The sequence below is a fragment of the Halocynthiibacter sp. SDUM655004 genome (assembly GCF_026015885.1).
GTDB lineage: Bacteria > Pseudomonadota > Alphaproteobacteria > Rhodobacterales > Rhodobacteraceae > Falsihalocynthiibacter > Falsihalocynthiibacter halioticoli.
The window spans coordinates 499,291-526,013 of the sequence record NZ_JAPDUG010000002.1 but is presented as its reverse complement, the minus strand read 5'-3'; the positions used below and the strand labels follow the sequence as shown (position 1 = coordinate 526,013).

At 53.4% G+C, this 26,723-nt stretch carries 25 protein-coding genes and 1 tRNA gene; 16 read left to right on the top strand and 10 right to left on the bottom strand.

Annotation, left to right across the window (positions count from 1 at the left end; genetic code table 11):
* Positions 1–199 precede the first annotated feature (199 nt).
* A complete protein-coding gene (locus tag N9C89_RS10200; RefSeq protein WP_263953774.1) occupies positions 200–673 on the top strand; it encodes an MmcB family DNA repair protein in 474 nt (157 codons plus the stop codon).
* Positions 674–675: 2 nt separating this feature from the next.
* Here the strand turns inward: N9C89_RS10200 and N9C89_RS10195 are convergent, their stop codons facing one another.
* Positions 676–861 carry a DUF6324 family protein gene (locus tag N9C89_RS10195; RefSeq protein ID WP_263953773.1) on the bottom strand — a complete coding sequence of 62 codons (186 nt, stop codon included), beginning with the start codon at positions 859–861 and terminating at the stop codon, positions 676–678.
* A 224-nt stretch (positions 862–1,085) separates the two neighbouring features.
* Between N9C89_RS10195 and N9C89_RS10190 the strand changes: the two genes are divergently transcribed.
* The 5 genes from N9C89_RS10190 (at position 1,086) to N9C89_RS10170 (ending at position 5,020) form a co-directional block, all read left to right on the top strand.
* Positions 1,086–1,162 (top strand) — tRNA-His (locus tag N9C89_RS10190).
* 184 nt (positions 1,163–1,346) lie between these two features.
* A complete protein-coding gene (locus N9C89_RS10185; protein WP_263953772.1) occupies positions 1,347–1,754 on the top strand; it encodes a MarR family winged helix-turn-helix transcriptional regulator in 408 nt (135 codons plus the stop codon).
* A gap of 15 nt (positions 1,755–1,769) precedes the next feature.
* Positions 1,770–2,138, top strand: a complete 369-nt coding sequence (locus tag N9C89_RS10180; protein ID WP_263953771.1) for a response regulator — start codon at positions 1,770–1,772, stop codon at positions 2,136–2,138.
* A 267-nt stretch (positions 2,139–2,405) separates the two neighbouring features.
* Positions 2,406–2,744: a hypothetical protein gene (locus N9C89_RS10175; protein ID WP_263953770.1), complete on the top strand. Its 339-nt coding sequence runs from the start codon at positions 2,406–2,408 to the stop codon at positions 2,742–2,744.
* 218 nt (positions 2,745–2,962) lie between these two features.
* Positions 2,963–5,020 (top strand): DEAD/DEAH box helicase, encoded by a 2,058-nt coding sequence (locus N9C89_RS10170; protein ID WP_263953769.1) that lies wholly within the window; start codon positions 2,963–2,965, stop codon positions 5,018–5,020.
* 6 nt (positions 5,021–5,026) lie between these two features.
* On the opposite strand, the gene N9C89_RS10165 is transcribed toward N9C89_RS10170, so the two are convergent.
* On the bottom strand, positions 5,027–5,341 hold the full coding sequence (locus tag N9C89_RS10165) for a DUF6476 family protein (protein ID WP_263953768.1): 315 nt from the start codon (positions 5,339–5,341) through the stop codon (positions 5,027–5,029).
* Positions 5,342–5,345: 4 nt separating this feature from the next.
* On the opposite strand from N9C89_RS10165, the gene N9C89_RS10160 reads away from it, so the two are divergent.
* The 3 genes from N9C89_RS10160 (at position 5,346) to N9C89_RS10150 (ending at position 8,519) form a co-directional block, all read left to right on the top strand.
* Positions 5,346–6,392, top strand: a complete 1,047-nt coding sequence (locus tag N9C89_RS10160; protein WP_263954435.1) for an RluA family pseudouridine synthase — start codon at positions 5,346–5,348, stop codon at positions 6,390–6,392.
* Between the two features lie 196 nt (positions 6,393–6,588).
* Complete coding sequence (gene rpoH, locus N9C89_RS10155; protein WP_263953767.1) at positions 6,589–7,485, top strand: RNA polymerase sigma factor RpoH; 897 nt, start codon at positions 6,589–6,591, stop codon at positions 7,483–7,485.
* A 59-nt stretch (positions 7,486–7,544) separates the two neighbouring features.
* Entirely contained in the window at positions 7,545–8,519 is a 975-nt protein-coding gene (locus tag N9C89_RS10150; protein ID WP_263953766.1) for a Gfo/Idh/MocA family protein, read from the top strand.
* Between the two features lie 58 nt (positions 8,520–8,577).
* On the opposite strand, the gene N9C89_RS10145 is transcribed toward N9C89_RS10150, so the two are convergent.
* The 3 genes from N9C89_RS10145 to N9C89_RS10135 all read right to left on the bottom strand — a co-directional run bounded on the left by N9C89_RS10145 (position 8,578) and on the right by N9C89_RS10135 (position 11,727).
* A complete protein-coding gene (locus N9C89_RS10145) occupies positions 8,578–10,416 on the bottom strand; it encodes a M3 family oligoendopeptidase (protein ID WP_263953765.1) in 1,839 nt (612 codons plus the stop codon).
* 78 nt (positions 10,417–10,494) lie between these two features.
* On the bottom strand, positions 10,495–11,439 hold the full coding sequence (locus N9C89_RS10140; protein ID WP_263953764.1) for an alpha/beta hydrolase: 945 nt from the start codon (positions 11,437–11,439) through the stop codon (positions 10,495–10,497).
* A gap of 3 nt (positions 11,440–11,442) precedes the next feature.
* Complete coding sequence (locus N9C89_RS10135; protein ID WP_263953763.1) at positions 11,443–11,727, bottom strand: SCP2 sterol-binding domain-containing protein; 285 nt, start codon at positions 11,725–11,727, stop codon at positions 11,443–11,445.
* Positions 11,728–11,806: 79 nt separating this feature from the next.
* On the opposite strand from N9C89_RS10135, the gene N9C89_RS10130 reads away from it, so the two are divergent.
* The 5 genes from N9C89_RS10130 (at position 11,807) to N9C89_RS10110 (ending at position 16,806) form a co-directional block, all read left to right on the top strand.
* Entirely contained in the window at positions 11,807–12,385 is a 579-nt protein-coding gene (locus N9C89_RS10130) for a tetratricopeptide repeat protein (RefSeq protein WP_263953762.1), read from the top strand.
* A gap of 42 nt (positions 12,386–12,427) precedes the next feature.
* Entirely contained in the window at positions 12,428–15,196 is a 2,769-nt protein-coding gene (locus N9C89_RS10125; RefSeq protein WP_263953761.1) for a helicase-related protein, read from the top strand.
* A gap of 4 nt (positions 15,197–15,200) precedes the next feature.
* Entirely contained in the window at positions 15,201–15,617 is a 417-nt protein-coding gene (locus N9C89_RS10120; protein ID WP_263953760.1) for an RNA-binding S4 domain-containing protein, read from the top strand.
* A gap of 32 nt (positions 15,618–15,649) precedes the next feature.
* Complete coding sequence (fdxA, locus tag N9C89_RS10115; RefSeq protein ID WP_263953759.1) at positions 15,650–15,988, top strand: ferredoxin FdxA; 339 nt, start codon at positions 15,650–15,652, stop codon at positions 15,986–15,988.
* Between the two features lie 308 nt (positions 15,989–16,296).
* Entirely contained in the window at positions 16,297–16,806 is a 510-nt protein-coding gene (locus tag N9C89_RS10110; RefSeq protein ID WP_263953758.1) for a CarD family transcriptional regulator, read from the top strand.
* Between the two features lie 58 nt (positions 16,807–16,864).
* Here N9C89_RS10110 and N9C89_RS10105 read toward each other — a convergent pair whose 3' ends face one another.
* Entirely contained in the window at positions 16,865–17,638 is a 774-nt protein-coding gene (locus N9C89_RS10105) for an adenosylcobinamide-GDP ribazoletransferase (protein ID WP_263953757.1), read from the bottom strand.
* An 81-nt stretch (positions 17,639–17,719) separates the two neighbouring features.
* On the opposite strand from N9C89_RS10105, the gene cobT reads away from it, so the two are divergent.
* A complete protein-coding gene (gene cobT / locus N9C89_RS10100) occupies positions 17,720–18,736 on the top strand; it encodes a nicotinate-nucleotide--dimethylbenzimidazole phosphoribosyltransferase (RefSeq protein WP_263953756.1) in 1,017 nt (338 codons plus the stop codon).
* Here cobT and N9C89_RS10095 read toward each other — a convergent pair.
* Positions 18,733–20,601, bottom strand: a complete 1,869-nt coding sequence (locus N9C89_RS10095) for a monovalent cation:proton antiporter-2 (CPA2) family protein (protein WP_263953755.1) — start codon at positions 20,599–20,601, stop codon at positions 18,733–18,735. The genes cobT and N9C89_RS10095 overlap by 4 nt on opposite strands.
* 110 nt (positions 20,602–20,711) lie before the next feature.
* Positions 20,712–21,185, bottom strand: a complete 474-nt coding sequence (locus tag N9C89_RS10090) for an Lrp/AsnC family transcriptional regulator (protein WP_263953754.1) — start codon at positions 21,183–21,185, stop codon at positions 20,712–20,714.
* 116 nt (positions 21,186–21,301) lie between these two features.
* Between N9C89_RS10090 and hppD the strand changes: the two genes are divergently transcribed.
* A complete protein-coding gene (gene hppD, locus N9C89_RS10085) occupies positions 21,302–22,408 on the top strand; it encodes a 4-hydroxyphenylpyruvate dioxygenase (RefSeq protein WP_263953753.1) in 1,107 nt (368 codons plus the stop codon).
* Between the two features lie 50 nt (positions 22,409–22,458).
* Here hppD and N9C89_RS10080 read toward each other — a convergent pair whose 3' ends face one another.
* Both N9C89_RS10080 and N9C89_RS10075 read right to left on the bottom strand, forming a co-directional pair.
* Positions 22,459–25,275, bottom strand: a complete 2,817-nt coding sequence (locus N9C89_RS10080; RefSeq protein ID WP_263953752.1) for a hypothetical protein — start codon at positions 25,273–25,275, stop codon at positions 22,459–22,461.
* 142 nt (positions 25,276–25,417) lie between these two features.
* A complete protein-coding gene (locus N9C89_RS10075) occupies positions 25,418–26,707 on the bottom strand; it encodes an O-acetylhomoserine aminocarboxypropyltransferase/cysteine synthase family protein (RefSeq protein ID WP_263953751.1) in 1,290 nt (429 codons plus the stop codon).
* Positions 26,708–26,723 lie beyond the last annotated feature (16 nt).

Below are 26,723 nucleotides of genomic sequence, written 5' to 3'. Positions count from 1 at the left end.
GGCCACTGGAATGCTTGCCTATGCGTACGTGAAGAGCAGAAACGCCAGAACCTCACATAGGCTTCTGCTTGATGTTCGACAAGGGGTAATCGCGAATATTGAGTTTTGCGTCGAATAATCCAGTTCGATTGAAGGTCGCACTGCTGAGCAAATTTCGGCACCACTTGACTTTTTGTTTACGTTTTGTTCATGCTTTGGGATGCAACCCACTGTTCCAGCCCCGCAAGACACCGCATTGCAACCCGGCCAGCTTCTGGCACGGGGTGTTGCGCGGCATTTACGGCATCATGATTTTGTTATCATCGAGGAATTCGTGCCAGAGCGAGGATTGCGCGTTGACGTGATCGCCCTTGGTCCGAAAGGCGAGATATGGGTGATCGAATGTAAATCGAGTCGTGCGGACTATTTGTCGGACAGCAAATGGCAGGGGTATCTTGAGTGGTGCGATCGGTATTTTTGGGCGGTGGATAGTGAATTCCCGTCAGAAATCCTACCTGACGAAACCGGCCTCATCATCGCAGATTCCTATGACGCCGAAATTATACGGATGGGGCCAGAGGCCAAGCTGGCCCCCGCGCGTCGCAAAAAAATGACTCAAAAATTCGCGCGCGACGCTGCAAGGCGATTGCAAGGATACCGAGATCCGGGCGTTACGGCGATTTTTGGGCCTTAAAACTATTTGTCGTTTGTGACAGTTAGTGCGGCGGCCTTGATCTCTTCGGCAATTTCCAGTGCCTCTTCGGGCGTGAAGTCCATTGGAATTTCTGCACCGTCGGCTTCGACATAAATTCGAATCATGCCAAGCGATGTTGGTCCGATTTGCAGGTTCGCCGATACGTCGCTCTCTTTGTTGATACTCATGATCAATCTCCTTATTCGATCAAACGAACTATCCTCTGGCGATGTAATTCGCAAGTAGACTTGGAAAATTGCTCGCTCGCGCGGCGCAAAACATAGGCTTTGCGCCATGGAGGGGCCAAATTTGCGCGTGGAATAGAAGGGGGCGAAATTTTTCAAGAATCCTGAAGACAACAGCCCGCGCCCCCTTGCATTCACCGCTTTCCGGCGCTAAATCACCCCACAGTGCCGCCATAGCTCAGCTGGTTAGAGCGCTTGATTGTGGATCAAGAGGTCCCCCGTTCGAACCGGGGTGGTGGTACCATCTTCCTTCTTTAGGAAATTGGCTTTTGTCGCTTCGGGTCATGTTCGATTGTATCGAGCATACATTTGGTAAGCGTACAGCCGTTTAGTATCCTCATTTTGATATTTTTCAATTGTTTGCGGTATGTTTATTGCTAGTAACAATTATTGCTGTATTGTGGATGTGATAATGCGTGGGGGTGCGTATGAATAAACGCGATATCGCTGCGGCGGTGCTTCTGGAAAATATACTGAGGTCAACTTACCCAAGTCGTGAGCCAGGAGCGATTCAGCCGCTGCAATGGTCTATTTTGCGCTTCATTGCTCGCGTACCCGAAGAACAGCGCACAGCCAATATGATATCGAATTACCTTGGCGTTACCGCTGCGCCGCTCAGTCGCGCGATCCAAACCTTGGTGAAGCGGGGCTACATTGTTCAAAAGAAAAACGCCAAGGATGCGCGTAGTTTTCTTCTTTTTTTGACGGATGAAGCGGTAGAGGCCTTGAAAAGTGATCCGCTTTTGCGATTAGCTGACTCCGTGTCTCAGCTACCTGAAGATCAAAGGGATGCATTTAATAAAGCGTTGGAACAAATCGTAAAAGATATGCAGTAGCGATCGGGGTTAGTCTTGGCCAGAATTCTTATCGTAGATGACGAGCCAAACATGAGAGAAATGATGGAGGTCATGCTGAAACAAGCGGGGCACCATCCGATTCCATGTGCGAATGCTGCGGAAGCGCTTACATGTCAGAGCGAGGATGGCGCGATTGATGCGGCTATTCTCGATATATGGCTTGGTTCGGAGAGCGGGCTAGATCTTTGCGATGCGCTACGAGGCAATGCGCCAGATCTTCCGGTCATATTTGTCTCTGGTGGGGGTGGAGCGATGTCGATGGAGATAACGACAGCGCTCGCCGATCTAAAAGGGCGCAATCATTTCCTTTATAAGCCCTTCAAAAAAGAAGACCTTCTCGAAGCGCTTGACGCCAGTTTCTAAACAATACCCCTCATTTTAACGAGACAACAGATTCTCGCGCTGCGAGGTCGCGACGTAGCGTCACTTCTTTTTGGCGCATTTATTTGCTATTAGCATCTTTACAGTAATGGGGTTCGTGAGTACCTATGATTTACTGAAGACCAAGACGAGACCGTGATGACGGGCCGTGCTGGGAGCAAGTCAACAATCTAATTGGCTGATCCGGCAGCAAAGTTTGGATTTCGCGGTTAAAACCGAGTTGAAACAATGGGCAATAGAGAGATGAGCATGACTGTTGATGCGCACTACAGCGCCGCGGATGCCATTGTTGCGTTGATTCAATACGGCTGCTTAACACCGTCGGCGTCGGTCCTGCTTTTTGCAGAGCCTATGGCGGCCGTTAACAGCAACGACGAGGACTTCAGTCAAAACAACACTTGGAACGACCCGGAGACGGGCGCGGCCAGCCAAAATAAGGCACGTCTCAAAGGCACGTTTCATACAGGCAAATTCGGGTTTTCATCCGAGGGAAATTGCGACGAACGCGACATTCAGGCTTGGATGCTCGAAGTTCTTTGTGACCTCGAGGGTGGCCCAGATAAAGAACTCACTCGCGGAAACTGCTGAAGTTTCTGTTTTGCGCCTCGGAAATTTTTGCCAACGCGCAAAGCAAACAGGAACTTCAGCAGACGCAAATTTAATCACCTTAAGCTCGGCGCTGTCTAAAGGTAGCAATACACCTTTTCTGCGCGAAATCGCTTTATTTCGTTGCTTTCCCAAGCTCGACTGCTTATGTCCCCCCTTTCTGCCGATAAATGTCGGCATCCTTTCCGAAAGAAGAATCCGTGTCTCACTTCGATGGTATACTGCCGCCCCTTGCCCGCGCCCTCACCAATAAGGGCTACTCTGATCTGACTCCGGTTCAGAAAGACGTTTCCAACCCTGAATTGGTGTCGTCAGATTTGCTGGTCTCTGCTCAGACTGGTTCGGGCAAGACAGTTGCTTTTGGTATCGCGATTGCTCCTACGCTGCTTGATGATCAAGAAGCCTTTGGACGTGCGGAAGCTCCTGTTGCGTTGGTTGTTGCGCCAACCCGCGAACTTGCATTGCAAGTACGGCGCGAGTTTGAATGGCTTTACGCAGAAACTGGTGCACGGATTGCGTCCTGTGTTGGTGGTATGGATATGCGCACGGAGCGACGCGCGCTTGAGAAGGGTGCTCACATCGTTGTTGGAACACCTGGCCGCCTGCGCGACCACATCGAGCGCGGGTCGCTTGATATGGACCAGATGAAAGCCATCGTTCTTGATGAGGCTGACGAGATGCTTGACCTCGGCTTCCGTGAGGACCTCGAATTTATTCTTGGCTCTGCTCCGGAAGACCGCCGGTCGTTGATGTTCTCTGCGACTGTACCGCGCCAAATCGCTGAGCTTGCCAAGAACTTTCAAAAAGACGCTGTGCGTGTCGCCACTGTTTCCGAAGCCAAGCAACACGTCGACATTGATTACCAAGCACTCGTCTGTGCAGGGCCTGATCGTGAAAACGCGATCATCAATCTTCTGCGTTATCACGAGCCTGAAACCTCGATCGTGTTTTGCGCGACCCGCGCCACTGTGAACCACATGACCGCACGTTTCACCAACCGAGGGTTCCGTGTTGTGGCGCTTTCAGGTGAGTTATCGCAATCTGAACGGACGCACGCGCTTCAAGCCATGCGTGATGGGCGCGCGCAGGTCTGTATTGCAACTGACGTTGCCGCACGCGGGATCGACCTTCCGGGTCTTGAGCTTGTTGTTCACGCCGACTTGCCACAAAACCAGGAGGCTCTCTTGCACCGCTCAGGGCGAACAGGCCGTGCCGGACAAAAGGGTATCTCTGCGCTCATCGTACCGAAAAACCAACGTGGCAAGGCTGAACGCCTCTTGAAATGGGCGAAAGTAACGGCCAATTGGGGGCTTCCTCCCAATGCTGATGATGTTCGCGACAAAGACAATGAACGCCTAATCGAGGGTTTTGCAAATGTCTCGACCGAGGGCGAAGAGGCTGTGATCGCCAAACTCCTCGACGGTCGGACGCCAGAGGAAATTGCCGCGGCCTATATCGCTCAGTATCGCGCGTTGCGCTCCGCGCCAGAAGAACTTCGCGAAGTCGGTGCGGGCGAAGATCGCCGTCGCTCGGATTTCGAGAATTCGGTTTGGGTTACGCTTTCAGTAGGGCGCGAACAAAAGGCCGAGCCGCGCTGGCTCATTCCTCTTTTGTGCCGCAGCGGCGGGATTACAAAACGCGAGATCGGTGCAATTCGTATGGTTCCGCAAGAAACCTTTGTTGAATTGAATGCCGAAGCTGCGGACGGATTTTTCTCTGTTGTTGGCAAGGGTGGCGAGTTGGAAGACGGCGTTGTCGTCAAGAAACTCGACAAGGCGCCAGACCTTGGACCCGCGAAATTCGGCAAGGGCCCCGCGCGGAAGCCGGGAAAACCCGGTGGCCATCGTGGACAAGCAGGTCAGAAACCGCGCGGTAAGAAACGTGACTTTGGCGATAAGCCAGAGCCGCGCGAATTCAAAAAGCCCCATGGCGATGTAAACTCATATAAGAAACGTTCTGAAAAGCCCGCGCGCTCGGAAAAACCGGCAAAGTTTGAAAAGCCTGCAAAATCGGATGGAGCTGCTGCAAAGCGCGAAAAGCCGAAGAAGGCGCGTTTTGACAAGGCGCCAAGTTCCGATTTCAAACCAAAGCTCGGTGGTAATGCAGATGCGGTGCCAAAGCGGAACAAATCTAAAACGGCGCCAAAATCCAAACCACCTGCAGGTTTCGATGCCCGCGACCCATCCAAGAAGCTGCGTCACAAAGTGAGCGGCAAAGGGAAATTTGCGAAGGGTGGAAAGGGCACTAAGAAAAAGTAGCGCCTTTTACTTGGCCGTGATTTGAATCGTCTGCCGCAAGTCGCCGCTTTCGGTATCGAATATCAGAATCTGATCTTGCTCCGTGACAACGGCATACCAATCGTTGCCTTTGGTGAAGGCGGTCGCTTTGGTGCCTGCGGGCAATTCAATTTCGGAAATGCCGGAAAGGCTTGAACCCGTGCTCTTTGGGAAACGGGTGACAAGCAGCGCAATCACAATTACAAGCCCTGCAATCATTGTTGCGGTTAAAATCGTAACCAAAATTCGCAGGAACTTCAGGTTGGGCGGTAGCTCCGGTTCCGTTTCAGGAGAATGATCCATGACTATGTCCTCTGTTGTTCGCGTGGAGATCCAGCCTGATCCGCCCAAGCGCCTTGATAAAGCGCTTTCGCGTGACGTTCCAGTGGAAGCGTCGCTTAGCCGCTCACGGATTGCGAAATTGCTGGAACAGGGCATGGTTCAGCAAAATGGATCAGTGCAAACAGATCCTCGCGCAACTGTTGCCGAAGGGGATGTCTTTGAGATTACTGTTCCTGTTTCTGCTGAAAGCCATATGCTCCCTGAAGACATCCCGCTTGATGTTGTCTTTGAAGACGACGACCTTATTGTGATCAATAAGCCTGCTGGCATGGTTGTACATCCGGCGCCCGGTTCGCCATCTGGTACGCTGGTCAATGCTTTGCTTCATCACTGTGGCGAGAGCCTGTCTGGTGTTGGCGGCGAGAAGCGCCCAGGTATTGTTCATCGGATCGATAAAGAAACGAGCGGCCTTCTTGTCGTCGCGAAATCCGACGCGGCGCATCATGGCCTTGCCAAACAGTTCGAGAAACACACAGTCGAGCGGCATTATCATGCGGTTGTATATGGTGTTCCTGACGCGAATGACCCGCGATTGCGTGGCGTAAAAGGCGTGAATTTCGAGCCGGGCAACATCATGAAGATTACAACACATTTGGCGCGACACAAAATAGACCGTCAAAAACAGGCAGTGCTGTTCCACGGCGGACGTCATGCTGTAACGCGTAGCCGAATTGTCATGCCGCTCGGAACTCCTGCTGTTGCCAGCCTGATCGAATGTTGGCTTGAAACAGGGCGCACGCATCAAATTCGCGTTCATATGGCACACGCAGGTCACGGCCTGATTGGAGACCCAACCTACGGCGGACGTCGTAAGTTGAACGTTAAAGCGATTGGCGAAGACGGCGTTGAAGCAGCGCGCGTCTTCCCACGTCAGGCGCTTCATGCTGCAACTCTGGGTTTCGTTCATCCGGTTACGGAAGAAACGCTTCGGTTTGCTGCACCGTTGCCTGATGACATGTCCGAGCTTATTCGTGCTCTCGGTGGTGATCCTCAGCAGATATCGAATGCCTAGCTTACAAACCAACACAGTGCTGTGAGGCGCTGACACAGTTGGGGAATAAGGTTTATTTTCGCGTATTGGTAAGCTAAAACCACAATCCGAATTCAGAATTTGAGATTAGCCTCTTGAAAACGGCAAGCGAGAACTTAACTCAATGTTAATCGCTTAAACATAAGGCGGGTCGCATGGACTATAGGGGGTACAGATTATGAGCAATTTTAAGAATTTACCGGCCGCAACACCAGAACAGGGGCTGAGCCAGTACCTGCGTGAAATCCGCAAATTTCCTATGCTTGAGCCGGAAGAAGAGTACATGCTCGCAAAGCGTTGGGCAGAGGATCAGGACAGCGAAGCTGCGCACAAGCTCGTAACGAGCCACCTCCGGCTCGCTGCCAAAATCGCCATGGGCTATCGGGGCTACGGTCTGCCGCAGGCCGAAGTTGTCTCGGAAGCGAACGTCGGCTTGATGCAGGCAGTTAAGCGGTTTGACCCAGAGAAAGGGTTCCGCCTCGCGACTTATGCGATGTGGTGGATCCGCGCCAGCATTCAAGAATATGTGCTGCGGAGTTGGTCTCTTGTTAAGCTAGGCACGACAAGCGCTCAAAAGAAGCTGTTCTTCAACTTGCGTAAAGCAAAGGCCCGTATCGGCGCTCTAGAAGATGGTGATTTGCATCCGGATCAGGTCGCAAAAATCGCGCATGACCTAAGTGTAAGCGAGGACGAAGTCGTTTCAATGAACCGACGTATGTCCGGTGGTGATGCATCGCTGAATGCGATGGTTGGTAGCGACGGCGATACAGCAACGCAATGGCAGGATTGGCTCGAAGACACCGACGCCGACCAAGCCGGAGATTACGAGCGTAAAGACGAGCTTGATATGCGTCGTGGGCTTTTGATCGAGGCGATGGACGTATTGAACGACCGCGAAAAAGACATCCTCACTCAGCGTCGTCTTCAAGACAAGCCAGTGACTCTCGAAGAGTTGTCTTCGCAATATAACGTCAGCCGCGAGCGTATTCGCCAGATCGAAGTGCGTGCGTTTGAGAAGTTACAAAAGCGCATGCGGGAGCTGGCAAAAGAAAACGGTATGCTCGCAAACGCTTAGGCGTTGCACCTGTTTGAAATCTTGATAGCCTCTCGCAAACCATTTCGGGAGGCTATCTTATGACAAAACCTATTCGTTTCGGCGTGCTTGGTGCCGCGAATTTCGCACTCAATCACATGGCTCCGGCGATCCACCGCGCAAAAGGCGCAGAGTTTGCCGCGCTCGCCACGTCTTCAGAAGCTAAAGCGGTTCCGTTTCAGGAGTTCTGCCCGAATCTGGCGGTTTATACCGATTATCAGGAGCTTCTAAACACGCCTGATATCGACGCGGTTTATATTCCTTTGCCAAACAATCTACACGTGGAGTGGTCCAAGAAGGCCCTCAAAGCAGGAAAACACGTGTTGTGCGAAAAGCCTCTGGCGCTTGAAGCTGGCGAGTTTGACGATCTTATTGCCCTGCGCGATGAGAGAGGGCTGCTTGCCGCTGAAGCCTTTATGATCACCCATCACCCACAGTGGATTGAGGCGCGCAAACAGATTGCAAATGGCGCGATCGGGGAGCTTCGCCACGTCAGCGCAAACTTCTGCTACAACAACGAAACCGACGTCAAAAACATCCGCAACCTGCCTGAATACGGCGGCGGTGCGTTGCGAGATATCGGAGTTTACATTCTTGGATCAACTCTCTTTGCGACCGAAGCAAAGACGGCGGAAGTTCTGGATGTAAGAATGCGTAAAGAGAACGACGTGGATGTCTTTACGAATATTTTTGCCCGTATGGACGGGTTCACATACTCTGGAATGGTTTCAATGCGTTTGACGTCTCATCAGGAGGTCGTTTTCTTTGGCGACCGAGGCAAGCTCATTGTGAAAACACCTTTCAACGCAAATGTTTACGCCGAAGCACAGCTTCACATTACAAATGACTCTGGTGAGCAAGTGATCCGCTATCCGGGTGTTGAGCAATATGCATTGCAGGTTGAAAACTTCTGTAAATCGGTAATGACCGGCGCGGATTATCCTTGGTCGCTAGAAGACGCAAAGAAAACACAGCTGCTCATGGATGACGTGTTTCAAAAAAGCACTGACGTCTAGGCCGCCATTATGGGATATTCGCGGGCGGTGTTCCTTGCCGCCCGCGTTTTGTTTTGGATTAGTCTTCCATCGCTTCAAGCTCGTCGATCATACCTGATATCATCGACAGCCCCTTATCCCAGAATTTAGGATCCGAGGCATCAAGACCGAAGGGCGCAAGAAGCTCTGAGTGATGTTTCGATCCGCCCGCGCGCAGCATGTCGAAGTACTTTTCTTGGAAGCCCTCGCCACCTTCGGCATACACAGCATAGAGCGCATTTACGAGGCCATCGCCAAAGGCATAGGCGTAGACGTAAAAGGGCGAGTGCACGAAATGCGGTACATAGGCCCAAAACGTTTCGTAGCCCTTCTCAAAGTTGAAGACGGGGCCAAGGCTTTCGGCCTGCACTGACATCCATAGTGTGTTAATGTCCTCTGGCGTGAGTTCGCCATTGCGACGCGCTTCGTGGAGTTTGCACTCAAAATCATAGAACGCGATCTGGCGGACCACCGTGTTGATCATGTCTTCGACCTTGCCAGCGAGCAGGATTTTGCGCTCTTCCTTGGTTTTGGCCTCAGATAGCATTTGCTGGAAAGTCAGCATTTCACCGAAAACAGAGGCTGTCTCGGCCAGCGTCAGCGGGGTTGAGGCGAGCAACTCGCCTTGTTCTGCGGCCAATACTTGATGGACGCCGTGGCCAAGCTCATGCGCAAGGGTCATCACATCACGCGGTTTGCCGAGATAGTTGAGCATCACATAGGGGTGCACATTTGTGACCGTCGGGTGCGCAAAAGCGCCCGGTGCTTTACCCGGTTTTACAGCAGCGTCGATCCAGCCTTTGTTAAAGAACGGTTCGGCCAATTCGCCCATACGCGGGTCAAAACCGTTGTATGCCTGCATAACGATGTCTTTGGCATCATCCCATGCAACGGTTTTTTCGTCTTTCTTGGGAAGCGGGGCGTTGCGATCCCATGTTTCCATTTGTTCGAGGCCAAGCCATTTGGCTTTGAGCGCGTAATAACGGTGCGACAGCTTAGGATAAGCGGCTACAACCGCGTTGCGCAGCGCTTCGACCACTTCGGGCTCAACATGGTTAGACAGGTGACGGCCCGTTTGAGCCGTAGGCATTTTGCGCCAGCGATCTTCAATTTCCTTTTCTTTCGCAAGCGTGTTGTGCACGCGGGAAAAGATTTTGATGTTCTCTTCGAAGACTTTTGCGAGAGCATGGCTCGCTGTTTCGCGCTTGGAGCGGTCCTGATCTGTGAGCATGTTTAGAACAGCTTCAAGTGGCAGTTCCTCGCCGTCGATATCGAAGGTAAGTCCGGCAATCGTCTCATCAAATAGGCGGTTCCATGCGGCAGCGCCGACGGTTGATTGGTCGTGTAAGAAACGCTCAAGCTCATCAGAAAGCTGATAGGGTTTCATCGCGCGTTGGCGGTCAAATATCGGCTTATAACGCGCGAGATCGGCATTCTCAGCGAACATTTCAGCGAGCTTATCGTCATCAATCCGGTTGATCTCGAGGCTGTAGAAAACAAGCGGCGTGGTGAATACGGTTACTTTTTCCTGACAGTCCGACATGAATTTTGCGCGGCCAGCATCGGTGGTGATCTGGTAATACCGCAGACCCGCAAACGACATGATGCGCCCCGCGATCAGATCAATCGCCTCGTAATCTTGTACACATTTCAACATGCCCTCGGCGTCGAGATCGTCGAGCTTACCTTCGTATGTGCTGGCAAAGTCGGCGCAGGCCTTTTCCAGCCATTCCATATCGCGGGTAAGTTCTGGCGCGTCCTCTGCTGTATAGAGATCGTTCAAATCCCATTCGGGCAGATTGCCAAGCCCTTCGCCCTCCGGAGACGCGCCGGAATTGGCGTTGGCATCAAAAATGGGGCGGGGGAGTTCAAACTGCATGGAAACCTCTCGAAAATTGTTCGCTTAGACATAGGCAGAGCGCGTGGCCATATTCAAGAGATGTGCCGGAATTTGTTCCTAGTCTTCGCTGAAACTGTCAAAGAACTCGATGACACGCTCAAAGGCCTGATCGGCAATTTCTGGCACTTCCATCAAGACTTCATGCTCGGCGGCGTCAAATTGATGGGTCTTACTGTTTGGCCACTGCGCAACCCTTTTTAAAACAGGGGCCATATCCACGATCCGTTCGCGTCCGCCCAGAAGGATGAGCGCAGGTATGTTTGGCGTGGGTATCTTGGCGAGTATGGTGCTTTCATGCTGGCTTGCACGCAGCCACCCAAGAGAGGGGCCGCCGACCTCAAGCTCCGGATGTTTTCTGAGCGTTCTGGCGATGGAGGCAAAGACCTCTGCGTTCGTCGTGAGCTTGTTGTCTTCAAAAGGCGCGCTTAGCGTGTAATGGCGCGTTGATGTCCCGGGGAGCCGAAACATGGTTTTGCCAATCAATTCGGCAATCGTTCCCACCAGCCAAACGAGAGGTCGCAGCAAGGTCGCGACCTTAACCTTCCACATGGGCGCGGAAAAGCAGATGGCACGAGGCTTAAAACCATTATGAAGCGACCGAAGCGCGATCATACCGCCCATTGAATGCGCCAGAACAAAAATTGGTTTCGGGAGCTCCTGGGCCTCTGTGTGCTGAAGCAGCGCGTTCACATCATTTTGATAGGACGCATAGCTATCGATATGGCCAAGCACCGAACCTTTTGGCGTGCTCCTGTCCGATAGGCCCTGGCCGCGCCAATCAAGCGACGCAACGGCATAGCCTGCTTTGGCTAAACGATGCGCAACGGGGATATATTTTTCGATGAATTCTGCCCGTCCGGGCAACACCAATATCGTGCCTTTGGGTGCGTCGCTGTTCCAGTGACACACCCGCAGGCGGATATTGTCTTCAGTTGTTACCCAACTGGCCGTTCCGGCTTCGCTCTCGTCGATTACTTCGTCAAAAAGCGGAGCATTATTCATGGGTTAGCCGAGAGCAGCGCCGAGCTTGATCGCTTGGCCCATGTCGCCGTCTACTTTGAGTTTGCCCATCATGAACGCCGTCGTGGGGTTCTGGCTTCCGTCAAGGATGCCTTTGAATACTTCGGCGCTTGCAGAGAGTGTTACATCAGCGTCTTCATCGCCCGCGCGCACGCCGCCGCCGTCGATCATGATCGAACCTTCGTCTTCAACAATGAATTTTGCCGATCCGTCAAAGCTCGGGATTTTTTCGTTCAGGGCCTCAACGGCTTTTGTGATGATTTCGCTCATTATCTTATCTCCAAGAAACGTGAAGGTGATAGGGGTCGCATTTCCCCACCTTTGGGTTACACTTGCATGTGTTATGAGAGTGTTAAACCCCTTTCTCAATCGTTTCGTTACGGTAACTTTTTCTGCGATATTTTTCGCGGCCGTCTCTGGTGCGCCTTTAACTGCGCAAGACGGCACAAGAGAAGAGCAACTTGACCGTTTGTTCGAGGAGTTAGCAGACCCCCAAAACCTCGAGTGGCGCGAAACCGAAGAAGAGATCCAGAAGTTGTTTTTTGATTCCGGCTCGGACGCAATGAACATGCTGTTGATGCGGGGCATGACGGCATTAAGAGAAGGCGACCTAAACTCGGCGATTGGCCATTTCACAGCCGTGATCGACCATGCGCCATCGTTTGCCGAAGGCTGGAACGGACGGGCGACGGCTTATTTTCATGCAGGGCTCTACGGTCCTTCGATGTTTGATATCGGCCAGACCCTAACGCTACAGCCGCGCCATTACGGGGCTATGCTTGGCCTTGGACGTATCCTTGAGGAAACCGGAAAGCCGGAACAAGCTCTTGAGGTCTTTCGCCAAGTGTCCATATTGCATCCGAACCTGTTTGGCGTTAGCGATGCGATCGCGCGTCTGGAAAAGGCAGTCGGCGGCAGTTCTCTATGAAACGGCTGTAGTCTAGCTGTGATGAGTTGAAGGCGGATTGATATGGCGAATTCGCCTCGGATCAAAGCGATCTTGGGCCCGACCAATACGGGCAAAACCCACTATGCAATCGAGCGTATGTTGGCGCATCGCACAGGTATTATTGGCCTGCCGTTGCGGCTTTTGGCGCGCGAAGTCTATGACAAGATCGTTGCCCTTCGCGGGCCTTCGGTGGTGGCGTTGGTGACGGGCGAAGAGCGCATCGTACCGCCGCGCGCGCAATATTGGGTGTGTACGGTCGAGGCCATGCCGCCAGGAATGGGATGTGATTTTCTGGCTGTTGACGAAATACAGCTATGTGCCGACCCAGAGCGCGGACATGTCTTTACCGATAGATTGCTGAACGCACGTGGCCTGCACGAAACTCTGTTCATGGGTGCGGATACAATGCGAGGTGTGATCGCCGATTTGCTCAATCCGGTTGAGTTTATCCGCCGCGAACGCCTTTCTGAGCTCACATATGCAGGCAGCAAGAAGATAAGCCGGATGCCCGCGCGCTCTGCGATCGTTGGCTTTTCGGTGGATAATCTCTATGCGATTGCCGAGCTTTTGCGCCGACAGAAGGGCGGTGCAGCGGTTGTGATGGGCGCACTTAGCCCGCGTACCCGCAACGCGCAGGTCGAGATGTATCAGAACGGGGATGTGGATTTCCTTGTGGCGACTGACGCGATCGGCATGGGGCTAAACCTTGATGTGAACCATGTGGCCTTTTCTGCCACCGAGAAATTCGATGGCCGTCGGATGCGTCCGCTCATGCCGAACGAGCTGGCCCAAATCGCGGGCAGGGCGGGGCGCCACATGAGCCATGGCAGCTTTGGTGTGACGGGTGAGGCCGCGCCGCTTGATGAGGGGCTGGCCAATGCGATCATGAATCACCAGTTCGCCCCGATCAAAAAGCTCAACTGGCGCAATGACCGCCTTGAGTTCGGCACCGCTGAAGCCCTGATCCGAAGCCTTGAAGCCGCACCAACGGATGAGCGATTGATAAAGGCAAGAGAGGCCGATGACCTCGGTGTGCTGAAAACGCTTACCGCGTTACCGCATGTACGCGACCAAATTCGCAATGCAAATGACGTGCGTAGGCTTTGGGATGTGTGCCGAATACCGGATTTCCGTGGTATCAGCCATGGCGAGCATAGCGGGCTGCTGGAAAAGATCTTCGGTTTCCTTCAGGACGTGAACCGCGTGCCAGATGATTGGCTTGCACGGCAGGTTAAGAGAATTGACCGAACGGATGGTGACATTGACACTTTGTCAAAAAGATTGGCCTATATCCGCACTTGGACATATGTTGCTCAGCGAAAAGGCTGGCTGGATGACGAAAGCCATTGGCGCGGGGTGACGCGCGCTGTAGAAGACCGACTATCAGATGCGCTTCACGGAGCGCTTACGCAAAGATTTGTTGACCGGCGTACAAGTGTATTGTTGCGGCGGTTGAAGCAGAAGGAGGGCCTTGTGGCCGAAGTTAACGACAAGGGTGAAGTGCTCGTTGAGGGGCAATTTGTAGGAAAGCTCGAGGGCTTTCGATTCAGTCAGGACAAGAGCTCTACACCGGACGAGGCGAAAACGCTGCGTGCCGCAAGCTTGCAAGCCCTTGCGCCGGAATTCCATCTGCGCGCTGACCGCTTTTATAACGCACCCGACACAGAGATCGACTTCACCGAGCAAGGCGGCTTGATGTGGGGTGAGCATGCGCTTGGCAAGCTAGTTGCCGGTTCTGACCCGCTCAAACCACAGGTCGAGGCTTTTGTTGACGAAGAGGCCGGCCCCGACGTTGCCCAAAAAGTAACGCGCCGTCTTCAGCATTTCATCGACCGCAAAGTTGCAACGCTGTATGAGCCGCTGCTCGCTATGAGCAAGGATGAAACGCTCACGGGGCTTGCGCGCGGATTTGCGTTCCGCCTTGTTGAGAACCTCGGCATCATTCCACGCGAGCAGATCGCTGGCGAAGTTAAAGAACTTGATCAAGATGCCCGCGGCGCATTGCGCAAGCATGGGGTGCGTTTTGGTCAGTTTACTATCTTTATGCCTTTGCTCCTTAAGCCCGCGCCAACACGGCTGCGTTTGGTGCTTTGGTCCCTTTCTAAAGGTCTGGGCGAGTTCCCAGAAAGCCCGCCCCCCGGTTTGGTGACAATTCCGGTCGACACATCTGCCCCTGAAGGGACGGATTCGATGTCTGGTTACCGCAACGCCGGAGAGCGCGCGATCCGTATTGATATGCTCGAACGCCTTGCCGATCTGCTTCGCACAGAAGATAGCCGCGGCGGGTTTGAGGCAACGCCGGATATGCTCTCAATCACGGGTATGACGCTGGAACAATTCGCAGCTCTTTTGACTGGTCTTGGGTATAAGGCTGAAAAAGGCGAGCGGGAGAAGGTTAAGGCCGCGCCGCAAGTTGCTGAACCGAAAGCCGAAGATACACCAGCCGCTGAAGAGGCAAAAGCGGAAGACGCCGCGCCAGAAGGCGACGCTGCTGTAGATGCACCAGCGGATGCCGAAGCTCAAAAAGATGCGGGTTCTGAAGAGGCGGAGCTTGAGGTTTTCTATACATTTACCTGGGCCCCTAAGGCACGCAACAACCGTCGTCCTCAGCGCGATGGTGAGAAGCCGCGCGGCAAGCCAAGTGGAAAACGTGGCAAACCCGGTGGCAAGAAGGGTGGCAAACCGCAAGGAGCCAAGAGCTTCCAGGCACGACCTCCCAAAAAAGAAAAAGCCATTGATCCGGATAATCCCTTTGCGGCGGCTCTCATGGGGTTAAAGGATCAGAAGTAACCATATGAGTGATGCGCCGCCCAAACTTCGCATCGACAAGTGGCTCTGGCACGCGCGGTTTTTCAAAACCCGCAGCCTCGCCACCAAGGTTGTGACGGGCGGCCATCTTCGCGTGGATGGCCAGAAAATATCCAAAGCGTCCCATGCCGTTAGCGTGGGAGACACATTAACCTTCCCGCAGGCTAAACGTATTCGGGTTGTTCGCATCGCCGCACTTTCGGAGCGGCGCGGCCCTGCGCCAGAAGCACAGGCTCTGTACGAAGATTTAACACCTGTTCAGGAAAAACCCCCCGCCCATAGCGAGAAAACTGTTCCAGCCGCGCCAAAATTTGAAGGAAAAGGGCGACCAACCAAAAAGGAACGTCGCAAAAGCATCCTTTCCCGCCGCCAAATGCTTGAAAGATCACGCGCACTGGAATAGCAAAGGGCCGAAACAAGAAAACGAGTGTTCGCATGACCTATATCGTCAATGACGCCTGCATCGCCTGCAAATATACCGACTGTGTCGAAGTCTGCCCTGTAGATTGCTTCTATGAGGGAGAGAATATGCTCGTCATCCATCCGGATGAGTGTATTGATTGTGGTGTGTGCGAGCCGGAATGCCCTGCGGACGCCATTCGCCCTGATACCGAGCCTGACACCGAGCAATGGGTTGAGTTCAACCGTAAATACGCGGAACTCTGGCCAGTTATCATTGCCAAGAAAGATCAGCTTCCTGAAGCCGAAGAGCGTGACGGCGAAGAGGGTAAGCTTGAGAAATACTTCTCCGAGAAGCCGGGCGAAGGCAGTTAAGCCTGATTCGACTTTGGGCGTGATATTCGGAGAAGGCGACTTGCGTTGCTGCGGGTAGCGCGTTGTTATTCAATGGTTTTCATTGAATGCTCCGGTATGAATCGGGCCACTTTTCTGCACCTGCATTTTCTGGTATAATATTAGGGTATATATTGATGGTGTCCCGAAGTCGCCCGCCCAGCACGCAAGTGTTCGGGCCTTTTTCTTCTTAGAGATACGAGGTTCAGCGGAGTGCTTGCTCCGGTGGAATTTTTTGTCGCTGAGATATCGGGTTGGATGCCCAAACGCCAAGTAAGGAAGTTCGCTGCATGAGCAAATCGAAGAAACTTGACTTTCGCCCTAACGAATATGTTGTCTACCCTGCCCACGGTGTCGGGCAGATCGTCAACATCGAAGAACAAGAAATTGCCGGAATCCAGCTTGAGCTTTTTGTGATCTCATTCGAGAAAGACAAAATGACATTGCGCGTTCCAACGCATAAGGCAACCGAAGTCGGTATGCGGGCGCTTAGTTCGCCGGATATCGTTTCGCGCGCCATGACGACCCTAAAGGGCAAAGCCAAAGTTAAACGCGCCATGTGGTCTCGTCGTGCGCAGGAGTATGAGCAAAAGATCAACTCTGGTGACCTGATTGCGATTGCAGAGGTTGTTCGTGATCTTCACCGCACAGACGACCAGCGCGAGCAAAGCTATTCCGAGCGTCAGCTTTATGAAGCTGCACTTGAGCGTCTGACACGCGAAGTTGCTGCCGTTGCTGGCGATGGTGAAGAGAGCGCGCAAAAAGAGATAGGCGATTATCTGATGTCGCGCGCGGCCTAAGACAGCTTTCTATTGAATTTGAACGCGCCCCTTATATCGTGGGCGCGTTTTTTTGTGCCTAAACGGCAAATGCGGTGACGCAGGTTGCAAGTAGGATGACCTCGGATATCTGCTGAGAAGCGCCTAGGATATCTCCGGTTTGACCGCCAATCTTTTGTTGAGCGACATAGGCCAGCACTGCGGAGGCGCAGGTTATGAGCACAACACCATGAAGCATAGCGAGCGGTCCGGAAAATAGGAATGAAATCGAAATGCCTGCGATTATTGCAAGCAGAGCAGTTTCGGTTTGCGGCCGACCAACGTTTCTTGAAATGCCATCGCGGCGTGCATTTGGAATGGCAGACATGATCATGACCATGGGTGCGCGGCTAAGTGCAGCAACTCCAACAATCGAGAGTGCTGCGCCGCTTGAAACAAGCGCATGGATCAAGGCAAACTTGGTAATTAGCGTAAGCCCGAGCGCCAGAACCCCATACGTGCCAACGCGGCTGTCTTTCATTATCAAAAGGCGGTTCTCTGCGTCATAAGCACCCCAGAGCCCGTCGAACGCATCGGCAAGCCCATCTTCGTGGAGTGCGCCAGACAACATTATCAGCGTTGCAAGGATCACCGCAGAAACCGCATATTCCGGAAGTGCGAGCAATCCAGCCAGAGCGCCAGCAAGGACAGCAATAAACCCAATCACGGCACCAGCAACGGGATAGGCCCAAGCAGCCGCAGCGCCGCGTGCTTGTGCGGCTTCTGTGTTTACCTGAACGGGGAGGCGGCTTAAGAACCCTAGAGCAAACAGGATATCGTTGCCTTGTATGATGTGCTTGTCGCCGAGAGACATTGATCTGTCCTTTCTGTCGCATTCCATCTTTTGGGCAAAGCGTAAACACTGTGAAGACCGCCTGCAATAATAGGATAAAAAATGACCGCTGCTTTCTCTTCGATCTCCGAGTTTAAATCACTACTCCAAAATGCAGCAGGACCGGATCAGGCGGCAATTGCAGGTGCGGAAGAGCGTAACGCCCAGTTGACGAAGCCGCAGGGCGCATTGGGTCGACTTGAAGATTTGGCGATTTGGTACGCGGGTTGGCGCGGAACGCCAAAGCCCGAAATTACCAACCCGCAAGTTATCATTTTTGCGGGAAATCACGGCGTTGCCGCGCGTGGTGTTTCTGCCTTTCCACCGGAAGTAACTGTGCAGATGGTTGCGAACTTTGAACATGGTGGCGCGGCAATCAATCAGCTTTCAAAGGCGTTCGGAGCATCTATGGATGTTTGCGCGCTGGAGCTTGATCGCCCAACCGAAGATTTCACCAAAGCGCCCGCAATGAGCGAGGCGGAGTTGGTCGAGGCATTGGTTGCGGGCTGGAATGCGGTAAACCCGGAAGCGGACCTGCTTGTGACGGGCGAGATGGGAATTGGTAACACGACATCTGCTTCGGCAATTGCAGCTGCGCTGTTTGGCGGAGAGGCCGCAGATTGGACCGGTCGCGGCACTGGTGTTGATGATGCGGCTCTAAAGGCAAAAACAGAGGTCGTTGCAGAGGGGCTGCAACAACATCCAAAGGCAGCTCAGGACTCGCTTGAGGCTCTTCGGTGTCTAGGCGGGAGAGAGCTTGCGGGAATGGCGGGCGCAATCGCGCGGGCACGTGTGGAGGGCATTCCTGTCATTCTAGACGGGTTCATCTGTTGTGCAGCGGCAGCGACGCTTGAGCATGCAGTATCAGGCGCATTGGATCATGCTGTCGCGGGACATTTGTCTGCGGAGGGCGCGCATGGTCAGGTCCTTAAGAATCTCGGCAAGGAGCCCCTGATCTCAGTTGGAATGCGCCTTGGCGAAGGATCAGGTGCCGCTCTGGCAATTGGCGTTCTCAAAGGCGCTGTGGCGTGTCACAGCGGGATGATGACCTTTGCCGAAGCTGGCGTGGCTGCGGGTTAGGAGCCGCCCTTTTCACGGGATGCCAGAAGTTCAGCCTCGAAGTCTTTGGCGAGCTCTTTGGAGCGCTCGATATATGGCTTGTTCTCAGAGGATGGAATATCGGGATCAAATAGGGCGGCAAGCTCGCGGATGCTTGTGCGGTCGTATTTGTAGAAGGCTTGCTCGGCCTCGGCCGCTTCGTATTCGGTAAATCCGATATTCTCCAATACGTACCGGCCAGCGCGAAGGCTGCTGTCAAAGACTTCCCGAACAATGTCATTCGCACCAGCCGCATAGAGTCGATAAACCTCGCCGCGGTCATAAGCGCGCGCGATGATATGAAGGTCAGGCCGCTGCTTGCGCGCAAATTTCACTAACTGAAGCGCCGCGTCTCGATCATCAAGCGCCACCACAAGAACCCGCGCCGTGTCGAGCCCTGCTGCATGTAGAATTTCCGGACGCGTTGGATCGCCGAAAAAACCTTTGAAGCCGAACTTCCGCATCACTTCTACGGTCGAAAGATTGTGGTCAAGTACTGTGGTTTTGTACCCGGCGGATTGAACGAGGCGCGTGACCACCTGCCCGAAACGGCCAATACCAGCGATAATAATCGGGTGTTGCTCGTCGATTTCGTCCGCTTCCTGCTGTGCGGCGGGTGAATCTTTGTGTCGTTTGGAGATCGCCTCATAGAGGAGAAACAAAAGCGGTGTCGCGAGCATCGACAGAGCAATCACGAGCAAAAGTTGCTCTGTTAGGTCCGTCGGCAAAACATTCCGCTGAATTGCAAAGCTCGCAATAACAAACCCGAATTCACCAGCTTGCGCCAAACCGAGCGTGAAGAGCCAAAGATCACGCCCACGCAAGCGGAAGATGTATCCGATTACAAAGAGAATGCTGCCTTTGATCAGAATAATTGCGAGGGTGAATGAGAGGATTTGGAGCGGCGCACCGAACAATACGCCAAAGTTGATCCCAGCCCCAACCGTGATGAAAAACAGGCCTAGCAAAAGTCCTTTAAACGGTTCGATATCGCTCTCGAGTTGGTGGCGGAATTCTGAGTTGGCCAGAACCACGCCTGCAAGGAAAGCGCCAAGCGCTGGTGAAAGACCAACTACAAGCATAATACAGGCAATGGCGATCACAATCAGCAGTGAAAGTGCCGTATACATCTCTGGCAAGTGCGAGCCATGGATATAGCGGAACAGAGGCCGTGTTAGGTAAATCCCGCCAAGGATAATCAAGACAACGGCGAGTATTGTTAGCGAGGTTGTCGCGAGCGGGGGAAGAGCTTGAAACCAGTTTAGTATCTGCGCGAACGGGCCAGCGTCTTGGGCCTCTGCGCCGTGGCCACCCGCAGTTTCATTGTGAATGCCGCTCAGCGCCAGCAGGGGCAGGAATGCCAGAATGGGGATGACGGCGATATCTTGCGTGAGCAGAACCGAAAAGCTACTTCGCCCACCGCTAGATGACATGAGCTTCTTTTCATTCAGTGTTTGCAACACAATGGCCGTTGAGGAAAGAGACATCGTTAAGCCAACCGCGAGCGCAATCGGCCAGTCAAACCCGAGCGCATAAGTCGCGCCGGTTACGGCGGCGGCGGTCAGTGTGATTTGTAATCCGCCGAGGCCAATCAACCTGTGCCGCATCTCCCAGAGCTTGCGGGGTTCAAGTTCAAGGCCAATCAGGAACAGCATCATCACAACGCCAAATTCGGCGAAATGCTGAAGGCTTTGCGTTTCCGATCCGACAAGTCCGAGCAGTGGCCCGATCACAATCCCCGCAAACAAATACCCAAGCACAGACCCAAGCCCGAGTCGCATGGCAACGGGTACAGCGATGACGGCCGCACCAAGATAGATCGTGGCTTGAAATAGAAAGCTGCTCATAGGTATTCGCGGTTCTTTAAAACTATATTGTTTCAGGTTGTTCGCTGACAGGGAAGGGGGATTTTCGTTGCTGCCGAATTTGTGAAACGTGAGTTTGGCTTCTTGGGGCGTTAAAGAGGAAGCGGCGCGTCCGTCTTGAACTGATCCATTACAATCTGGCTTTGAACACGTGCGATTGATGGGTGTGGAAGCAGCACGTCCTGAATGAGCCTGTTTAGGGCAGCGAGATCTTCACAATAGCAACGCAGCATATAGTCGGCGGCTCCCGTCATCGTCCACGCAGATGTTACCTCTGGTCGCGTTCCAATAAGCCGCATAAATTCCGATGCGTTTTGGGCCCCGTGATTGGCCATTGTGACCTCAACAAAGGCCTGCACGGTCAAACCAAGCGCATTCGGGTTTAGCCGCGCGCTGTAGTGGTCGATGATCCCTTCGTTTTCAAGCCGCTGGCGACGTCGGCCGACCTGACTGCTGCTAAGCCCAAGTTTTTCACCCAGTTCCTGTGCAGTCAGTCGCGCGTCATGCTGAAGTGCGGCGAGGAGATCACGATCAATTCTGTCGAGTTCGGGGCGCGTCTTTTGCATAAATGTGAGATTAAGCGCAAGTATTGTGCATTTCAACAGTTCTTAGCCTTAAATACGCGTACAGCACGCATCTTTGGCGCGATATAAATAGCCAACGCGAACAGGAGATACCAAACATGGGACCATTCCCCCACAATTCCCCACGCCAAGGCATTACTGAAGAAAACCCAGCAGGCACGGACGGATTCGAATTCGTTGAGTTCGCTCACGAGAACCCGCAAGAGCTTCGAGATCTTTTTAAGCGCATGGGCTACGAACACACCGCGACCCACAAAGAAAAAGCAATCGAACTTTGGCAGCAGGGCGATATCACCTACATCATCAACGCCGAGCCTGGAAGCATGGCGATGGAGTTTGTGAAAGAGCATGGCCCCTGTGCGGCCTCGATGGGATGGCGCGTTGTCGATGCGGACAAAGCGTTCGCGCATGCCGTTTCAAAGGGTGCGACGCCGTTTGAGGGGCCAACCAAAGCTTTGGATGTGCCAGCGATTGTCGGAATTGGCGGCTCTTTGATCTATTTCATTGATGCCTATGGCCCATATGGCTCGGCTTATGAGGAGTTTGTTTTCCACAAGACCGAACCTGTTGAAGGCGTCGGTTTCTATTATCTCGATCACCTGACTCACAACGTCCACAAGGGAAATATGGATGTCTGGTTTGACTTCTACGGTAACATTTTCGGGTTCAAGCAGATCCGGTTCTTTGACATTGAAGGGAAATATACAGGTCTCTTGAGCCGCGCACTGACTTCGCCATGTGGCCGCATTCGTATTCCAATCAACGAAGATCGCGGAGAGACCGGCCAGATTGTCGCTTACCTCAAGCGCTACAACGGCGAAGGCATTCAGCATATCGCGGTAGGGAGCGAGGATATCTATGCCGCGACCGATCAGATTGCTGAAAACGGCCTAAAATTCATGCCAGGCCCGCCAGATACTTATTATAAGCTCTCCAAAGAGCGTGTTGTTGGCCACGATGAACCGATCGAACGGATGAAAAAACACGGCATCCTGATTGATGGCGAAGGCGTCGTGGACGGCGGAGAAACCAAAATCTTGCTGCAAATTTTCTCAAAAACCGTTATCGGCCCGATCTTCTTTGAATTTATTCAGCGTAAAGGGGATGATGGTTTCGGCGAAGGAAACTTCAAAGCGCTGTTTGAATCCATCGAACAAGAGCAGATTGATAACGGCGAGTTGGGAGGGGATGTGGCCGCCGAATAGGCCACATCAATAAGCCGGCAACGGCAGCCGTCGCGCGAGAGGCATCGTGTTTATCCGCGCGGCGGCATTCTAAGAATAATATTACGTCCGCCTTTAACGTAACGCAGTTCGTCTGCGCCGATCGCGGCAACCTTGCCGCCATCCACGCGATCCCCGATCTCTACATTCACGTATTTTCCTGTCGGAAGGCGCACTAGAGCAGTGCGTTTGCTCGTGGTTCCAAAGACCCCGATAAGCGCAACTTTACGCGTATTGATCGCCTTTTTCTGGGTTGCTGCTTTGGCTACGTTCGCGCGGGTCGGAATGACTGGTGCGCTTTTCGTTTGAACGGCAACGCGCTGTTTTTGTGCGATATTTGCAGGGTCTGCTTTGGCTTTCTCGACCAACGCCGCAAAATCTTTCGGACGACTAAGTGGCGCGGGTGAGGTTGCTACAGCGAGTGGTGAAGTAGATACCGCTGTGGATGCGCTGGCTATTGCTGCTGCGATTTGCTCTGACTCAGGGCGCGCAACCGGCTTTAGCGCCGCCAGTTGGCTCAATGTTCGGCCACCGTATTGTGATTTCTCAAACAGTTCCGCCAAATCGCTCGGACGCGAGGGAGGGCGACGTCGTGGCAAATCGGGTTGCGCGGTTTCCGCGACAACTGATTGAGGCGCATCCGCAGGGCGCACTGCAGCGCGTTTGCTTGGCGGGCCTGAGATGACCAAAATTCCGTCGGGGTTGATCGTGCCTTCGCTGCTTGGTGTGACCAATCCGTTTTCGTCCAGCACAAAGGTCGTCCCTGCTGGGGCCGGACTTGGCAGAGGCGGTAGCGGAAGATCGTCTGTCTCTAGCGGGGACGGAAGGGCCACGGCATCCAGAGCGGTAAACTCCGGATCCAATGAAGGCTCGTAGAAGCTGTCAAAGGAGTTATTCGCCGGAAGCTGAATATCGTTTACGGCGCGTTGCCAAATCCCGCTCGACGCATAGGCTTCTTGCGCTTCGCTTAGTGAGAGAGGTTGGGCGAGTGTCGGCTCTTCGGTCGCAACTTCTATATCGGCAACAGAGGTGCTCTCTGTTTCTGGTGCGAGAGGCGCTGTATCTGTATCCGCCGTTTCTGTTGCGGGTTGCGCAACTTGAGACTCAACAGTTGGGCGTGTCTCGCCTTCGGTTGCAACTGTTGCGCCGTCAAGTTCGAGCGCTACTGTATCTGTAGGTGGCGTCAAATCTTGGTTGAACTCGCTCAGCCCCTCGGGTGCAGTATCGCTTGCGGCTATCTCGTCGCCTCGGTTCAACCACAAAGCGCCAGCCGCGATGAGAGCAGAAGCGGCCACAAGCCCCCAAAGCAATGCAGGGGGACGCTTTTTGTTTGGCTCGCTATTGGCGCTTTGTGCTTCGTGTTCCGTTATCTCTTGCTCATCGGCGTGTCCGCCAAGGCTCTGCGCAAGTGCCGCAGTGTCTGGGAGGGCAGTATCCGTTCCACCGACTGCTTCACTTTCGCTTTCTGTATGTGTGCCGGTCTCGCTTACAACGATCGTGGGCTTTAGGACACTAACTGGCGGCTCTAAATCAGCGTCATCTAGAGATTTAGCACCGATATCTTCATTGGAAGAGCTGGTTTCCGCTTCTGTGTCGGGCGCTGGGGCATCTTCTTGTGCCTGCCACTTTTTGCCGAAGTGAACCGCCGAAGCCAATGTGGCGAATTTCTTGCCCGAGCTGTCTTCTGAGGACTTCTTAGGCTCTTTTCCTTCGGGCTTTTCAGGCTCCGAAGGTTTCTGCGTGTCTTCTATGATATGTCGGAGTTCTTTCGGTGGCGCTCCCAATTCTGTTGGGCGTTGAGCTGGCCCAAGACTTGGAGCGTTGTTGCGCACCGATTTAAACGGCGAGTCTTTTGCTTCATCCTGCTTGGCAGCAACTTCTGCGAGGTCATCGGGGAGCGCAGTTGTTCCTTTTGCGTTTGCAAACTCTGGTGGTAACGGCGGAACGACAACCTCGGGCGCAGCGTTTGATGATTTGCCGCGCTCTGAAATGAATTGCTCAAGGTCGATTTCCGCTTTGGTGAGGTTAGTTGAGGGGCGCTCTTCCTCTTCCTCATCTGCTACTTCATCAATAAGGTCTTCGGGCTGAGTGTCCTCCAGTTCATCGAAGGTGCTTACTTCCTCACTCTCTAAAGGTGCTTCATCTTCGGGCTGGTCTTGCGCCTCTGCGCTTGCTGGAGCCTCGTCCAACGTCGATTCATCGTCATCAGCCGCATCTTCTACGACCATCTCATCTGTGTCTGGATCAACGAGAAGGGGCTCCTCTGTTTCATCCACATCGGCCCAGAAGTTCTGTTCTGTTCCTTTGTCCAATATTTTGATGGCTTCGGAGTCTGGCTCTACGATGTCACCGTCATCAAGGATTGTTTCAGAGTATTTGGACGCCCCGAAGAATGGCTCGCCCTCGTATGTGCCCTCTTCAGGGATGGCGACGAATGACAGCGGATTGAAGCGGTGGTCACAGGCAAAAGCCTCTGCCTCTTCGAGCGTTTCATTTGCTACAGCAGCAACCTGCACGAGGTCGCCGTTCTCCCGCCAATCAAATGTTAGTTCGTCCACGGGATAGGGCGTCATGCCCTCAAGCGAGCTGCGAATTTGTTCGGCGCGGGAGGCGTCATCTGGACCGGGTGCGGTGACGCTCGTGTACAGAATTTGAGCGTTTGGAATGACGAGTTTGGTGGTTACGCCATTTGCGGAAAGGCGTCTTGCTTTGTCGCGAAGATAGGCGAGAGCATCCTTCAGATCGCCAGACTCGAAATCTGTTTCGCCTACGCTCCGCCAACCGCCGGATGCGCGCGACAAAAGTCGGATTCCGTCGAGGGAGAATAGAAGTGCAAAACTGGATTTCATTGTCCTGATCTATCGCATATTTTGGCGTTCTGGTCACCTGATTGGCGATTAAACACGCGCCTCTGGCGGTATATTGCCGTTACTTTTACTGCTTTTTTTATCGAGTGGGCAAATCAATTGCCCACTCATTTTTATTTTCTGATTATTGAGCCTTTGCGAGGGCCTGATCAAGGTCTGCTTTCAAATCATTTACATCTTCGATGCCAATAGACAGCCGAACCACGTTCGGAGAGGCGCCAGCTTTGATCTGTTGCTCCTCGGTCAATTGGCGGTGCGTAGTCGAGGCCGAGTGAATAATCAGGCTGCGTGTATCGCCGAGATTGGCCACGTGGCTGAATATCTCGAGATTGTCCACAAGTTTGATGCAGGCGTCATACCCGCCTTTGAGCGCGACTGTGAACAGCGCCCCGGCGCCCTTCGGACAAACCGTTGCAACCCGATCATTGTAAGGCGAAGAAGGGAGCCCAGCGTAGGTCACAGCCTCAACACGCGGGTCTTTCTCAAGCCAGCTTGCCAGTTCCATTGCGTTTTCGACATGACGTTCCATGCGAAGCGAAAGCGTTTCGATGCCCATCAAAGTGTAATGTGCGCCTTGCGGGTTCATAGTCATACCAAGATCACGCAGGCCGATTGCAATGGAGTGGAATGTGAACGCCATCGGACCAAGCGCTTCATGAAAGACCAATCCGTGATAGGCGGGTTCCGGTTGCGAGAGCGATGGAAACTTATCGCTCGCTGACCAGTCGAACTTGCCGCTGTCGACAACGCAACCGCCTGTGACCGTACCGTTGCCTGTTAGATATTTGGTTGTCGAATGGACAACCAACGTCGCGCCGAGCTCGATTGGATTACAGAGGTATGGCGTTGCCGAAGTGTTGTCGACAATCAGCGGAAGGCCCTTTGCATCTGCGATTTTGGCGATTGCGGGAATGTCAGTGATGTAACCGCCAGGGTTCGCGATACTTTCGCAGAAGACAGCACGTGTATCCTCGTCAATTGCGTCCGCAACTGCGGCCTCGTCGTCGAAATCAACAAACTTCGCGGTCCAGCCGAAACGTTTGATGGTTTGGCTGAATTGGGTGATTGTCCCGCCATAAAGGCGCGTTGAGGCAACAACGTTTTTGCCTGGACCCATGAGCGGGAAGAGCGCCATGATTTGCGCCGCGTGTCCGGAAGAGCAGCACACCGCGCCAACGCCGCCTTCAAGGGTGGCAATGCGTTCGGCAAGTACAGCAACGGTCGGGTTGGTCAGGCGAGAATAGATGAACCCGACTTCTTGAAGATTGAACAGTTTGGCAGCGTGTTCCGCATCGCGAAAAGCATATGCCGTAGATTGGTAAATGGGCGTCTGGCGAGCGCCTGTTGTAGGGTCCGGCGTTGCGCCAGCGTGAATTTGCAATGTGTTGAAGCCGAGCTGTTTTGCGTCGCTCATAATTTCCTCCGGTTTG

Coding starts and splice junctions, on each gene's coding strand:
- N9C89_RS10200 (WP_263953774.1), top strand. CDS start 200: ATGCAACCCACTGTTCCAGCCCCGCAAGACACCGCATTGCAACCCGGC.
- N9C89_RS10195 (WP_263953773.1), bottom strand. CDS start 861: ATGAGTATCAACAAAGAGAGCGACGTATCGGCGAACCTGCAAATCGGA.
- N9C89_RS10185 (WP_263953772.1), top strand. CDS start 1,347: ATGAATAAACGCGATATCGCTGCGGCGGTGCTTCTGGAAAATATACTG.
- N9C89_RS10175 (WP_263953770.1), top strand. CDS start 2,406: ATGACTGTTGATGCGCACTACAGCGCCGCGGATGCCATTGTTGCGTTG.
- N9C89_RS10165 (WP_263953768.1), bottom strand. CDS start 5,341: ATGGATCATTCTCCTGAAACGGAACCGGAGCTACCGCCCAACCTGAAG.
- N9C89_RS10160 (WP_263954435.1), top strand. CDS start 5,346: ATGTCCTCTGTTGTTCGCGTGGAGATCCAGCCTGATCCGCCCAAGCGC.
- rpoH (WP_263953767.1), top strand. CDS start 6,589: ATGAGCAATTTTAAGAATTTACCGGCCGCAACACCAGAACAGGGGCTG.
- N9C89_RS10150 (WP_263953766.1), top strand. CDS start 7,545: ATGACAAAACCTATTCGTTTCGGCGTGCTTGGTGCCGCGAATTTCGCA.
- N9C89_RS10145 (WP_263953765.1), bottom strand. CDS start 10,416: ATGCAGTTTGAACTCCCCCGCCCCATTTTTGATGCCAACGCCAATTCC.
- N9C89_RS10140 (WP_263953764.1), bottom strand. CDS start 11,439: ATGAATAATGCTCCGCTTTTTGACGAAGTAATCGACGAGAGCGAAGCC.
- N9C89_RS10135 (WP_263953763.1), bottom strand. CDS start 11,727: ATGAGCGAAATCATCACAAAAGCCGTTGAGGCCCTGAACGAAAAAATC.
- N9C89_RS10125 (WP_263953761.1), top strand. CDS start 12,428: ATGGCGAATTCGCCTCGGATCAAAGCGATCTTGGGCCCGACCAATACG.
- N9C89_RS10120 (WP_263953760.1), top strand. CDS start 15,201: ATGAGTGATGCGCCGCCCAAACTTCGCATCGACAAGTGGCTCTGGCAC.
- fdxA (WP_263953759.1), top strand. CDS start 15,650: ATGACCTATATCGTCAATGACGCCTGCATCGCCTGCAAATATACCGAC.
- N9C89_RS10110 (WP_263953758.1), top strand. CDS start 16,297: ATGAGCAAATCGAAGAAACTTGACTTTCGCCCTAACGAATATGTTGTC.
- N9C89_RS10105 (WP_263953757.1), bottom strand. CDS start 17,638: ATGTCTCTCGGCGACAAGCACATCATACAAGGCAACGATATCCTGTTT.
- cobT (WP_263953756.1), top strand. CDS start 17,720: ATGACCGCTGCTTTCTCTTCGATCTCCGAGTTTAAATCACTACTCCAA.
- N9C89_RS10095 (WP_263953755.1), bottom strand. CDS start 20,601: ATGAGCAGCTTTCTATTTCAAGCCACGATCTATCTTGGTGCGGCCGTC.
- N9C89_RS10090 (WP_263953754.1), bottom strand. CDS start 21,185: ATGCAAAAGACGCGCCCCGAACTCGACAGAATTGATCGTGATCTCCTC.
- hppD (WP_263953753.1), top strand. CDS start 21,302: ATGGGACCATTCCCCCACAATTCCCCACGCCAAGGCATTACTGAAGAA.
- N9C89_RS10080 (WP_263953752.1), bottom strand. CDS start 25,275: ATGAAATCCAGTTTTGCACTTCTATTCTCCCTCGACGGAATCCGACTT.
- N9C89_RS10075 (WP_263953751.1), bottom strand. CDS start 26,707: ATGAGCGACGCAAAACAGCTCGGCTTCAACACATTGCAAATTCACGCT.